We start from the raw sequence: 13,231 nt of genomic DNA on the forward strand, positions 1-13,231 counted from the left end.
GATTTTAGCACCGTTTTCACCAAACTTGCGCGCAGTTTGTTCCAACTGGAGCGCAGATTCGATGCCCATAACCGAGCAACCTGTCGGTCCCAGCGGGACCGAACGCAAACTGGCCCCGGTTCGCGCGACCCGCGCCGACGTCTTGCTAGGTTTTTGGCTTGGAAATGCAAAGGATGGTTCTCTGAACCCGTTGCCGCAGGGATGGTGGCACATGCGGGCAAGACGAACGACCGTTCTGCGCGCGAGTTTCCCCCATCTGCGCGCAAGATTGCTCTTTTAACCGATTTTAGCGCCGTTTTCACCAAACTTGCGCGCAGTTTGTTCCAACTGGAGCGCAGATTCAATCCCCATAACTGAGCAACCTGTCGGCCCCAGCGGGGCCGAACGCAAACCGGTTCCGGTTCAGCGCGACCCGCGCCGACAGCATTTCGGGTTTTTCAACTCAGGGTTTGGTCAGGATGTGCATCTCAATAACCATCACTTTGGAACAACATTGTTGTTCATTTTCTTTAAAGTGCTGAATCTGATTCCATAAACGGAGGATTGGAACGAGATGTCGACCGATTGGAAGTAGAACGAGGCAAAGCGGTCACATATGAGTGAATCTAATTCCAATCGATCATCTTTGGAACCCGTTTTTCCAATTAACGATTAAAACTCGGCAGTCCAGAACAACACATCACTTTGTAAGTTCCTCACGACCTAGGTCCGTTCTGTGCGACCATGGCGCGTGATTTTATCATATGACCTCGTAACGGGGACTCATCTAACCAACTGAGCGCTCAGTCAGTCAAATGGACATCTCACCTTAAACAATAAATAAATATTGACACAAAATATTCAAAATTTACGATGTCGAACGAGCGAGCAACTTGCATACATATACGTGGGGTGGAAAACAGTGCGGGTGGTGCTTGTACCGGTATGTTTGTTGAATTGTGTCATTTTTTCTTAATAGTGAAATCTGTCTATACAAGGCAATTGAGCACTTATTTGGCGTTAATTCGACAATATTGGACACCAATTTGATATGTCGACAACGGATAACCTGTTTGATATAATTATATCGTTATGAAATTTTTAGGTTGATGAAGAAACGATTACATAGTGACGTTTTGTTAAGGAAGGAATCGTTGATTTTGCTGATATTTGATCAAATCGGACAACATGCTTTGCTTCATATTACATTTAACTTATTTGTGCTTGTTATCGTTTGGTGGAGTTTGCAAGCACTGAAGTTGGACCGGATCATCCAGCATCCTAAAAGCGGTAGAGGTATGATGTTGTTTATTTTAATTGCCGTTGCGATTACCCACCTGGTGAGCACCTTTTTCCTCGAGTATTTAAATCAAGCACTCATGCTTAGGTACTTATTTTAATGGAACAGAGTTCTAGGTATGTGTGTACTGAAAAAGCAAACACTACTCACAAGTAAACATCGACAGTTTTTCTCATTTAAAAACGTTTGACCATGAAACATGTTGGGAATAAGTCAATGTGAATGAACAAACACAATGACAAAAAATATGCTTGTAACTTTTTACCTGAGTTCACGACTAAGAAAGTGTGTTTCTGTAAAAAGGTACTTAGCAAACGGCTACAGACTGAAACATACTGTGAATTTGGTTGCCAGGTGAATGAAATGGGCGCGGTTCAAGGGGTTTTGTTGGGAACGCCCATCCACGATTCTGAATAGAATAGGAACGAAGTGAGCATTCCTGTCTGGTTGCCAAGCGATCCAGCATTGCCAACGAGTACATTGGCATGCACAAGTGAAAAGATTAATGGACGCGGAGGGGAATACGTTGGAAAAAATTAGAGTCAGAGGGGGTAAAAGGCTCAACGGAACGGTAAAGACAGAAGGGGCAAAAAATGCTGTTTTACCTGTACTTGCAGCTCCCTACTCGCTGAAAAAGGAACCAGCACCATATATGATGTACCAGCTCTAGCAGATGTATACACGATGAAGAGTGTTTTGAACCACCTACAAATGGACGTTGATTATAAAGAAGGCGTTTTCTATGCGAATGCCGAAAAACCGCTTCGTCCGAATGCGCCGTTTGAATATGTGAGAAAGATGCGTGCATCATTTCTCGTGATGGGGCCACTTCTTGCGCGTACCGGTCATGCGCACATTGCGCTACCAGGTGGCTGTGCGATTGGCTCTCGACCGATTGATCAGCACTTGAAAGGCTTCGAAGCTATGGGTGCAACCGTAGAGATTGGTCAAGGATATATTGAAGCCCGCGTAGATGGCAGGCTGCAAGGTGCAAAGATTTACCTTGATTTCCCAAGTGTAGGTGCAACAGAGAATATTATGATGGCAGCAGCGCTTGCTGAAGGAACGACGGTGCTTGAGAACGTAGCGGAAGAACCGGAGATTGTTTGTTTGGCCAATTACTTGAATGCGATGGGAGCAAAAGTGCGTGGTGCAGGGACAGGGACCATTCGCATTGAAGGTGTTGAGCGCTTAGTTGCGGCTGACCACACAATTATTCCGGACCGTATTGAAGCCGGCACATTTATGATTGCGGCGGCGATTACCCGTGGAGACGTTTTTGTAGAAGGTGCGCTCGTTGAGCATATGCGCCCACTTGTTGCAAAGATGCGTGAAATGGGCGTTGTTATTGAGGAATCTGACAACGGTATGAGAGTGATCGGACCGGACATTTTGCGCCCGGTTGATATTAAAACGATGCCACATCCTGGCTTCCCGACAGATATGCAAGCACAATTTATGGCGTTACTCACACAAGCGAAAGGCTCTAGTGTCGTTACAGAGACGGTATTTGAGAATCGTTTTATGCATGTGGAAGAATTCCGCCGTATGAATGCGAACATTAAGATTGAAGATCGTTCAGCGATTGTAACCGGTCCTGTGAAATTGCAAGGGGCAGAAGTTGCAGCGACTGACCTTCGAGCTGCCGCTGCGCTTATTTTAGGTGGTCTCGTTGCTGACGGTGTGACGGAGCTATCTGAACTTCGCCATATTGACCGTGGTTATGTCGACTTCCACAAGAAATTAGAAGGCATTGGCGCGAGAATTGAGCGCGTTGATGTGGAAGAGGCTGCAGAAGGCACGAACCTTCAAGTATTAGACAATGAAGCCATTAATTAACATGTAATGAAAGAACTGAGGTGAAAGCTTCAGTTCTTTTTTGTATACTTAAAAGAAAAAAGGGGATAAACAACGTATGGATCGACGATTTAAAGTCGCCCATCGGGAAGCGTGGATTGGTGTTGGACTGGCTATAATCAACTTCGTATGGTGGTATGGGTTTGCTTACGGCTTAGGGTCACGACCGGTCTCGGAGTACCAATGGGTGTTTGGAATGCCTGCGTGGTTTTTTTACAGCTGCGTAGTCGGCTCCATTGTTATGATTGTGCTCGTCATTATCGCTGTTCGCTACTTCTTTACGGAAGTGCCACTAGAAGAGGATAATGAGCAATGAATTGGGACGTCATGATTCCACTCATTATTTTCGTCGTCCTTGTTTTTGCGATCGGTTTTTGGTCATCAAAAAAAGTGTATGCGAAGTCAAACTTCATGCAAGAATATTTTCTTGGCAGTCGTGAGCTCGGTGGACTCATTCTAGCGATGACGATGATTGCGACATATGGAAGTGCCAGCAGTTTTGTTGGGGGCCCAGGCGCAGCATATACAGAAGGCCTTGGGTGGGTGCTATTATCCATGGCCCAAGTAGCGACCGGATATTTTATACTTATGATATTAGGAAAGAAGTTTGCAATTATGGCGAGGCGTTACAACGCTGTCACAATTGTCGATTATATGAAGGGACGATACGATAATAGCAAACCTGTCGTCATCTTAAGCGCATTGTCGATTATTATTTTTCTTTTTGCGGCGATGACGGCTCAATGGGTTGGTGGCGCTCGGTTAATTGAGGCCATTACAGGTTTGCCGTATACGAGCGCCCTGTTTTTATTTGCCGTCGCTGTTCTTTGTTACGTGATTATCGGTGGTTTTCGGGCGATTGCGATTACCGATGCTGTTCAAGGGTTCGTTATGTTTTTCGGAACACTCATTTTACTCGTGGGAACAATTATTGCCGGCGGCGGTTTGCCAAACATCATGAATGATCTTGCGCAAGAGAATGAATTGTTACTTACACCGTTCGGGCATGATGGTAGTCTTGCAGCGCTGTACGTTTCTTCATTTTGGATTCTTGTCGGCGTTGGTGTTGTTGGACTACCGCAAATCGCAGTACGAGCAATGTCTTATAAAGATTCTCGTGCGATGCACCGCGCGCTCATCATCGGAACGATTGTCGTCGCGTTCATGATGTTTGGAATGCACTTTGCAGGCGTACTTGCCCGCCCGATTCTTCCAGGCATTGAAGAGGCAGACACGGTTATGCCGACGCTTGCAATGACTGTGCTGCCTGCCTGGCTAGCGGGCATTGTGCTTGCGGCACCGATGGCTGCAATTATGTCAACAGTAGATGCGCTTTTGCTCATGGTCAGCTCTTCGATCGTAAAAGATATTTATTATAATTATGTGAATCCAGATGCGACAGAAAAACGGATCAAGCAAATGAGCTTAGGGGTTACAAGTGTCATTGGAATTCTCGTCGTCTTGTTCGCCCTCAGTCCACCCGATCTTCTCATATGGTTAAATTTGTTTGCTTTCGGTGGGTTAGAGTCTGCGTTCGTTTGGCCGCTCGTGCTCGGTTTGTATTGGTCTCGCGGGAATAAATACGGGGCGCTAGCATCGATTATCTTAGGGGTCGGAAGTTATGTCGCGATCTCCATCTTTATGCCAGAGCCGTTTGGAATGCACTCGGTCGTTCTGCCTGTCGCCTTGTCTCTTGTCGGTTATGTGGTGGCTAGTTTGTGCACTCCAGCACCAGCCTTGCAACAAGTCCGCTCGTAAAACTTGTTCTAATCAGTCACGTTTCGCCATAGGCTCATAGTGGTTATCATTGCTAACGAGACAGTGATATGGACAAGTGTTTAGATTGGAGGGGCGTTTTTTGAGGCAGATCTTTGTCGTCGTGAGTATCCTTGCAAGTGTGATTCTCGTCCTTCCCGCCATACTCGTCATGGTTTTTTCAGATTCAGAGGCGAATATGAAAACCGTTGATGTGGAAGAGACAGAGAACATACAAACCGTACAAGAGGCTGAAGAAGCAGATGGAGTAGAAGAAGCCGTCGATGTTTTCGTGCCCGTGTATCGCGACCAAACAGAACAAGTAGAAGAAGTGGAACTTGAAACGTATGTTCGAGGAGTCGTAGCCAGTGAGATGCCTGCTTCCTTCGAAATGGAAGCATTAAAAGCGCAAGCGCTCGTAGCAAGAACGTACGTCGTAAAACAAATGGAATATGAAGAGAGCATTAATTTGCCGGGAGGCGCTTTAGTGACCGATACGACCTCCCATCAAGTGTATTCAAGTGATGAAGAGTTACAACAACGGTGGGGCGCGGATTACGAAGACAGATGACGCGAATTGAAGAAGCCGTCAATGCAACGGCTGGGGAAGTCATCACTCACGATGGCGATCCGATTACCGCATCTTTTTTCTCTACAAGCAATGGATATACAGAAAACGTTGAAGACTACTGGAAAACATCATTGCCTTATTTGCGAAGTGTGGAGAGTCCTTGGGATCAAGACGTCTCCCCTCGATTTAACAATACAGTTACGCTAACTGTAGGCGATGTAGAAACCGCTCTCGGCGTTTCGCTCCCTGAATTTGGCGACTTTGCACCGATCACTGAACGAACAGAGGGGGGGCGGGTCGCTGAAGTCTCAATTGGAGAGCATACGTTCCACGGAAGAGAAATCCGTGAAGCGCTCGGATTAGATTCGAGTGATTTTGATTGGCATCGTGAAGGTAATGAAGTAATTGTAGAAACACGAGGTTGGGGTCATGGGGTGGGTATGAGTCAATACGGTGCGGATGGTATGGCGAAAGACGGCCGTAATTATGAAGAGATCGTGACCCACTACTATCAAGATATTCAAATTGATGATACGACCCAAGCAGCTGAAAGTTATGTATTGAATTTCACAAAAGATGACGAGACAGATTAGAAACCGCCGATCATGGGCGGTTTTTTAATTTTTAACCGAACTATCAAAAAATTTTCATTTACAAGTATATCTTTCTGTGAAATTGATCAGAATGGTTGCTGAGGTGGTGATCAAATGAAAGATCAAGAGAAAAAAGTTTCTCAATCAAAAGAAAAAGAAAATCAAGGGCAAGTAAAAGAAATCACGAAAAAGCCTTGGTTTTGGCCGGCGGTTTATCTTACGGTCTGTGCGGTACTGCTTAGTTCATTCTTTATGTTCCAAGGTGGCGGCACCGATTTAGCCGAAGAGGATCCAACGGAAGAAAATGAAGGAATCTTCGATTTCAATACAGATTCTGAAGACGAAGAAGCGGTTCCTGTAGGCACGGAAGAGGAGCAAATGCAGCTGCCGGTATTTGATGAGTCCGTAGTCAATGTTGTCGGTCATTTCTACGATCATAATGCGACGGCAGAAGAGCAAGAAGCTGCACTCGTATATTACAACCAGACGTATTACCAAAACAAAGGAATTGACCTTGCTAACGCTGATGGGGAAACGTTTGATGTAACAGCAGCGCTCAGTGGTGAAGTCGTGAGAGCAGAGCAAGATTCGCTTTTAGGACATGTTGTTGAGATTTCCCATGGTGATGACCTTGTAACCGCGTATCACAGTTTGCAAGACTTGCAAGTTGAAGAAGGTGATACGATTACGAAAGGCTCAATCATCGGTACAGCTGGTGAAAATGAGTACAACCGTGATGCAGGCGTACACGTTCACTTTGAAGTTCGAGAAAACGGTGTCGCGTACAACCCGATGGATGTGATGAATCTACGTGTTGCTGAAATGAGCTTTGACGATGCTGATGGTATTGATGAAGCGACTCCCTCAGACGAGGAAGGCGACGATGAAGAAGATGAACGTGAAGATGAAGACACTGAATTAGAAGAAGAAGCATCAGATTCAGATGAAGATGATGACACAGAAGAAGAAGAATAAAGTGTCCTTACCCTTGATTTGATCTTGCTCCCGACGATCGGGGGCTTTTTTTGATGTAAGCGCTTTATTTAAAAATTCAAAAAATTATCTTGCATTTTTTTGATGATCGTCGTATGATAATTTTCATAACTAGTGATGTTAATTATATTTACATATTAGGAGGGGGATGTATGAAAAAGATTGAAGCGATCATTCGACCTGAACATTTTCAAAAGTTACGCGTTGGGCTCGATGAAATTGGGATTAGTGGCTTAACGGTTTCTGAAGTCGCTGGTTGTGGCAAGCAAAAGGGGCAAAAGGGCGTGTTTAGAGGCAATGCGTTTGAGGTGACGCTGTTGCCGAAAGTTAAAGTGGAAATGATTATCGCAGAAGAACAAGTCGAAGAAATCATCGATTTAATTTCGGAATCTTCCTTCACAGGAGATGTTGGGGATGGCAAGATCTTCGTCTACGAAGTGGTTGAAGCGGTAAGGATTCGTACGAAAGAACGCGGAGAAAAAGCGATTTCATAAAAAGGGGGATTTCAAATGGACGCGATTGCAGTAGATACGATGTGGGTAATGATTGCTACGTTTCTTGTCTTTTTTATGCATGCTGGGTTTGCCATGTTAGAAACAGGATTTTCCAGGTCAAAAAACGCCGTCAACATTCTCATGAAAAATATGCTTACGATGGCTGTCTCGGTCATTGCTTTCTTTTTCATCGGGTATGCTTTCATGTTTGGGGATACTGCAGGTGGCTTTCTTGGTACGAGCGGGTTTGCCCTCTCTGGCGTTGATGACATTGGGTTCTTCGCGTTTCAAGCCATGTTCGCTGCAACTTGTGCAACAATAATTTCAGGGGCAGTAGCTGAGCGGATGAAGCTCGGAAGTTATATTGCGCTCGCGCTCATGATGGTCGTCATCATCTATCCGATGGTCGGTCACTGGATTTGGTCAGATAACGGCTGGTTAGCCAACTTAGGATTCGTTGATTTTGCAGGGTCAACCGTCGTTCACTTTACCGGTGCCGCTGCGGCCGCAGTTGCTGTATTCGTGCTCGGTGGTCGGATTGGTAAATACAATAAAGATGGCAGTGCCAATGCCATCCCAGGCCACAACTTACCACTCGGTGCACTAGGTGTGTTTATCCTTTGGTTCGGCTGGTTCGGCTTTAACGGAGGCAGTACGCTTTCCCCAGCAGACCCTCTCCTTACTTCCGTTGTCGTGTGCACTGCGCTGAGTGCATCCGGAGGGATTGTCGCAACGGCGATGTACACGCTCTTCAAGTACAAGCGAGTAGACGGATCACTCACACTGAACGGCGCACTCGCAGGGCTTGTCGGGATTACAGCAGGTGCTGCTGATGTTGCCCCGATTGGCGCGCTTATTATGGGTCTTGTAGCCGGTATAATCCTCGTCGAAGCGGTCGCGCTTTTAGACAATAAGTTGAAGCTCGACGACCCGGTCGGCGCCATCGCCGTTCACGGCATTTGCGGCATTTGGGGAACGGTAGCCGTCGGATTATTCGCACTCGAAGGCGGCTTGTTTTATGGCGGCGGAGCGACGCTACTCGGAATCCAAGCGCTCGGAGTGTTCGCCGTCATGGCTTGGGTGCTCGGCTCCACCTTCATCGTCGTGAAAATCATTGGTGCACTCGGTGGTGGCATCCGTGTAAGCGAGCAAGAAGAACTAGAAGGATTAGACTTCAGCGAACACGGCTCCAACGCATACGACTCTGGCTCCACGGCGTTAGGCCTGTCCGGACGTCAAAGTGTCGGCGGCTTAAGCGAAGGTCTCGTCACTCGCTTGGACGCACTGTCTGATGATGATAAAAGCGCAAAAGTGTAACTCAATCGTGTAGAAACGCTCTAGATCCCCGTAGGTCTAGAGCGTTTTTTTGCGGGTGTTAAAGGGACGCAAGTGAAGCGGCAGGAGCGCCGAGCGGAGGACGGTTTTGTTGTCGGCCCCCAGCGGGAGGCCGGCGTGTTGCTGGGGAAAGGCTGAAGTAGAAACTGTGCTCGAGTTGCGACTGAACTGTTCTCAAGTTTGGAAAATACATAGCAAACGAGGCCAAATTACGTAAACTAGGGAACAGAATGAGCGAACTCGGTAACAGATTGCCGGGCACCGTGTGCATCCTCGTTAAGAACTTTCCTAATCTGCGCGCAAGTTAGAGAGAACTGCGCGCAAGTTTTGCAAAATGACTATTAAAATTGTTAAAAAAAGCAAACTTGCGCGCAGATAGCATAAACTTGCGCGCAGAACGAGCGTTCGTCTTCTGCGCAGCCGCGCCGAACCGAGACCGGCTTTGTTCCGGCCCCCCTGGAGGGGGCCGACGTTTCTCTAGCTATTTAAGCGCTGATGTGCGCGCAAGTTACCATGAAATCCACATTAATTCCTCTAATCTCAACAAACTAGAGCGCAAAATCAAGTGGTCCGTCCGGAACGCATCCTGAAGAAATGGGGTGTTCTACCCTACTCGTCATCAATGAAGGGATCGCCACGTATATTTCGTGGTCGCCTTCGTATAATTAGAACCAGTAACCCATTTTGTTTGAGGAAATGTTTTTTTGATTGCTTGAATAAGCGGTCTGTAAGGCGATTTTTCTTACTTTTTCACAGCAAACCCTTGTCCTCACTGAGTTTTTGGTATATCTGCCGGTCTTGGTTAATAAACTGTAACAAACCATCCAGACTGGGAGGCGAGCGGTGTGCATGACTACATCAAAGAGCGAACCATCAAGATCGGTAAGTACATTGTGGAAACTCGAAAAACCGTCCGGACAATCGCTAAGGAGTTCGGCGTTTCGAAGAGTACTGTCCATAAAGACCTAACGGAGCGGTTGCCGGAAATTAATCCTGAATTGGCGAGTGAAGTGAAGGTTATTCTGGATTACCACAAATCTATTCGACATCTAAGAGGAGGAGAAGCGACGAAGGTAAAATATAAAAAAGATACAGAATCGGTATCCCAGCCATAATCATCTAATAGAAGTTAGAAAGTTCAAACATAATAAGAGATGAGGGTTTGATCGTTAGTGACGATCAACCTTCTTTACGTTTACAGCAGGACGAGCTTAAAGTGAGTGACGATTCATTCATAATGTGATACAGTAAATACACAAATATTCACACAAAAGGTGGTTCTTATGTTAAAAGATCACGTTCAACTCCCGGTCATTGCGGCACCGATGTTTCTCGTTTCAGGTACAGAAATGGTAATTGAAAGTTGTAAGCAAGGAATTATCGGAACGTTCCCGCTGCTCAATGCACGTACGGGTGAACAATTGGAACGTTGGATGACAGAAGTGAAAGATGCGCTCGATCAGGCGAAACAAGACGATCCTGAGGCAACGATTGCTCCGTGGGGAGTGAACTTGATCGTACATCGCTCAAACGCGCGGTATGAAGAAGATTTGGAGCGGATCCGCCAATTCCAGCCACCGGTCGTAATTACGTCACTTGGAAATCCAACACCGGTCGTTGAAGTCGTTCACAGTTACGGTGGTATCGTCATGAGCGATGTGATCACGACCAAACATGCAAAAAAAGCAGCGGGTGCAGGTGTAGATGGACTTATTCTCGTCTCAAGCGGCGCAGGTGGCCACGGTGGCTTATTAAACCCGATGGCATTTATCGCTGAAGTAAAGCAGTTTTTTGATGGAACGATTGTACTTGCAGGCTGCATTTCTAGTGGCCGAGAAGTACTCGCAGCCGAAGTGCTCGGTGCGGATTTAGCCTACATGGGCACGCGGTTCATTGCGACTGAGGAAGCGATGGCACAACCGGAGTACAAGCAAATGCTCGTCGAAGCGAATACGGATGACATTCTTTATACGGATGCCATTAGCGGGGTGAACGCCAACTTCCTCATTCCGAGCATGCAAGCCGCTGGTTTGGACCCGACAAACTTACAACCAGCTGGGGAAGTTGATGTGACACATACGAAAAAAGAAGCCAAATCGTGGAAAGACGTGTGGAGCGCAGGCCAAGGCGTGACGTCAGTAAAGACAGTCGCATCAATTAAAGATACCGTAAAAGAAATTAAAGCTGAATATGAGAAAGCAGCGGACGAAATTAGTGCGAAGCGGGCGTGACTCGCATAACAAAACGAGCTAAATTTAGGCTCGTTTCGTTTATTCCACAAATCCGAATCGTTGGACGGGCCAGTAACGCAAGCTCGCTTTGCCGACGATCGCATCTTCCTCAATAAAACCGCTCGACCGGCTATCGATGCTGTTATTGCGGTTATCGCCAACGACGAAATACTCATCCTCGGGGATGATTTCGCCTTCCCCAATATCTGTGAACGTAAAGTCCATCGTCAAGTCATCGGTAAACGGCTCATCGATGAGCTCTCCATTAATGTATAAATCATTATCCGTATATTCCACTTCATCTCCAGGCAACCCAATGACCCGCTTAATGTGGTCTTCCGTTTCGGAGTAGTTAAACACAATCACATCAAATCGATCGGGCTCAGAAAATGTGTACGACAATTTATTAATAATGATCCGGTCCCCATGTTCAATGGTTGGGAGCATCGAACTTCCATTCACGAGATAATTCCCAAAAAGAAACGTTCTTACGATTAAAACAATAATCAACACAATTAAAATTGTCTTTACCCAAGACCAGACCTCTTTCATCAATGCCGTTGCCCTCCTCTGTCTATATTTTGATTGTACAACAACATCCAATCATCCACAAAGGATAGATAAAATTACAATAAAAGGAAATGAAAGACAGAACGTTCAGGATCTTAACTTGTTAAAGTATTGTGTTGCAATATGCAGATAAATGCCTAATGGGCCGTCGACCACATAAGTTCTGCTCGTTCACTTTGCATGTGGTGAACTTATGGAAGATGACTATAGCTTGTCATCAAAAACAGGAAAAGGTAATTGCTAGACCGATAAGAAAAAAGCACCCGACAGAGAGGTGCTTTTTTTCTTATCATAGTGTTCGCTTTTCAATCGCAACTATAAATTCACACCTTAGCCCTTAGATGATAACGGGCTTCAATACAGTGGAGATTTCTATATCATTTGGTTTTTATCGTGGTCGTTTGCGTCTCCGCCAATACCTTCGGTTCCTTCTGCATTGACATTCAAAACGTCGTCCCCGCCTATGTGGGCATTAACCTCGGGTTCCATCGTTTCAAGGTCGTCTTCAGGTGCCTCGCCATTGCACGCTGCGAGCACACTTAACAAGATCATGCTGGAAATGATGCGTTTATTCATGGTCGTTCACCTCATTTCTTTTGCTAAGTATTCCCGAGTGAATAGAGAACATGCATCGCATGATTCTGTCCATCGCTTCATACACTAAGCATATTACTTGTTCGAATTATAGTGCGGGTGTATGGTGTTCTATAGAATCAAACTAGAAAGGGTGGACAAAGTGAGTCAACTTCCCCTCTCCGTGCTTGACCTTGCGCCCGTGTTGCCGGGTCAAACACCAAGCGAAGCATTTGAAAATAGCAAGCATCTTATTCAACATACAGATCGACTTGACTACCACAGGTATTGGGTAGCGGAGCACCATAACATGGAAAGTATTGCTAGCTCAGCGACGAGTGTGCTCATTGGCTACCTTGCGGGGCATAGCGAAAAGATTCGAGTTGGATCTGGAGGCATTATGCTTCCGAACCACGCCCCACTCATTATCGCAGAACAGTTCGGAACACTGGAAAGTATGTATCCAGGCAGAATTGATCTCGGACTAGGTCGTGCACCAGGTACAGACCCGATGACCGTGCAGGCTTTGCGCAGAGATACGAGAAATGCAGTAAACCAATTCCCTGAGAACGTAAACGAGTTGCAGCAATTACTAGGTGATGCAGACATGCCAGTAAAAGCTCACCCAGGTCACAACACGAATGTTCCGATATACTTGCTCGGTTCGAGCACGTACGGTGCACAGTTAGCAGCGGCGATGGGACTGCCATACGCATTTGCTAGCCACTTTGCGCCGAAAGAGCTACACAACGCTTTGAAGATTTATCACGACCGTTTCCAGCCATCTGCATATCTCGATGAACCGTATGCGATGGTCACGGTCAATGCGACTGTTGCCGAAACAAACGAAGAAGCAGAGCGGCTTGCTTCTACAAGTAAGCTGAAGTTCTTAAGCATCATTCGTGGCAATCGAGGCGTGGACACCGCACCCGTTGATAACGTGGAAGACTACATGAGCCGATTGAAAAAGAGCAAGTAGA

At 46.3% G+C, this 13,231-nt stretch carries 12 protein-coding genes and 2 pseudogenes; 12 read left to right on the forward strand and 2 right to left on the reverse strand.

All coding sequences use genetic code 11. The features are described 5' to 3' along the window. From JCM19039_RS25600 to JCM19039_RS12970, 11 genes and pseudogenes are all read left to right on the forward strand, one after another. Positions 1 to 357: hypothetical protein (locus JCM19039_RS25600; protein WP_042427817.1), on the forward strand; the 357-nt coding region annotated here is incomplete at its 5' end. Between the two features lie 776 nt (positions 358 to 1,133). After that, positions 1,134 to 1,379 carry a DUF1146 family protein gene (locus tag JCM19039_RS12925; RefSeq protein WP_238544805.1) on the forward strand — a complete coding sequence of 82 codons (246 nt, stop codon included), beginning with the start codon at positions 1,134 to 1,136 and terminating at the stop codon, positions 1,377 to 1,379. Between the two features lie 426 nt (positions 1,380 to 1,805). Further along, positions 1,806 to 3,118 (forward strand): annotated as a pseudogene (gene murA / locus JCM19039_RS12930) (UDP-N-acetylglucosamine 1-carboxyvinyltransferase). A gap of 76 nt (positions 3,119 to 3,194) precedes the next feature. Next, positions 3,195 to 3,452: a YhdT family protein gene (locus JCM19039_RS12935; RefSeq protein ID WP_042427820.1), complete on the forward strand. Its 258-nt coding sequence runs from the start codon at positions 3,195 to 3,197 to the stop codon at positions 3,450 to 3,452. Beyond that, a complete protein-coding gene (gene panF, locus JCM19039_RS12940) occupies positions 3,449 to 4,894 on the forward strand; it encodes a sodium/pantothenate symporter (protein WP_042427823.1) in 1,446 nt (481 codons plus the stop codon). Before JCM19039_RS12935 ends, panF begins: the two co-directional genes overlap by 4 nt. A 100-nt stretch (positions 4,895 to 4,994) precedes the next feature. Beyond that, positions 4,995 to 6,055: pseudogene (gene spoIID / locus JCM19039_RS12945) on the forward strand (stage II sporulation protein D). A 114-nt stretch (positions 6,056 to 6,169) separates the two neighbouring features. Then, complete coding sequence (locus JCM19039_RS12950; RefSeq protein ID WP_042427825.1) at positions 6,170 to 7,030, forward strand: M23 family metallopeptidase; 861 nt, start codon at positions 6,170 to 6,172, stop codon at positions 7,028 to 7,030. Between the two features lie 170 nt (positions 7,031 to 7,200). Continuing rightward, the gene (locus tag JCM19039_RS12955) at positions 7,201 to 7,542 is read left to right on the forward strand and encodes a P-II family nitrogen regulator (protein WP_042427827.1); all 342 of its coding nucleotides are present in this window, start codon (positions 7,201 to 7,203) and stop codon (positions 7,540 to 7,542) included. Positions 7,543 to 7,557: 15 nt separating this feature from the next. After that, on the forward strand, positions 7,558 to 8,859 hold the full coding sequence (locus tag JCM19039_RS12960; RefSeq protein WP_052398775.1) for an ammonium transporter: 1,302 nt from the start codon (positions 7,558 to 7,560) through the stop codon (positions 8,857 to 8,859). 863 nt (positions 8,860 to 9,722) lie between these two features. Next, positions 9,723 to 9,992, forward strand: a complete 270-nt coding sequence (gene spoIIID / locus JCM19039_RS12965; protein WP_042402713.1) for a sporulation transcriptional regulator SpoIIID — start codon at positions 9,723 to 9,725, stop codon at positions 9,990 to 9,992. Between the two features lie 168 nt (positions 9,993 to 10,160). Then, on the forward strand, positions 10,161 to 11,108 hold the full coding sequence (locus tag JCM19039_RS12970) for a nitronate monooxygenase family protein (RefSeq protein WP_042427830.1): 948 nt from the start codon (positions 10,161 to 10,163) through the stop codon (positions 11,106 to 11,108). 39 nt (positions 11,109 to 11,147) lie between these two features. Here JCM19039_RS12970 and lepB read toward each other — a convergent pair whose 3' ends face one another. Further along, a complete protein-coding gene (gene lepB, locus JCM19039_RS12975) occupies positions 11,148 to 11,660 on the reverse strand; it encodes a signal peptidase I (protein WP_042427985.1) in 513 nt (170 codons plus the stop codon). Between the two features lie 390 nt (positions 11,661 to 12,050). Beyond that, positions 12,051 to 12,254 (reverse strand): hypothetical protein, encoded by a 204-nt coding sequence (locus JCM19039_RS12980; RefSeq protein ID WP_042427833.1) that lies wholly within the window; start codon positions 12,252 to 12,254, stop codon positions 12,051 to 12,053. Positions 12,255 to 12,414: 160 nt separating this feature from the next. On the opposite strand from JCM19039_RS12980, the gene JCM19039_RS12985 reads away from it, so the two are divergent. After that, positions 12,415 to 13,230, forward strand: coding sequence for an LLM class flavin-dependent oxidoreductase (locus tag JCM19039_RS12985; RefSeq protein ID WP_373975646.1), 816 nt, complete (start codon positions 12,415 to 12,417; stop codon positions 13,228 to 13,230). Position 13,231: the final 1 nt, after the last annotated feature.

The sequence above is a fragment of the Geomicrobium sp. JCM 19039 genome, from assembly GCF_000698145.1.
Classification (GTDB): domain Bacteria; phylum Bacillota; class Bacilli; order Bacillales; family Marinococcaceae; genus Geomicrobium_A.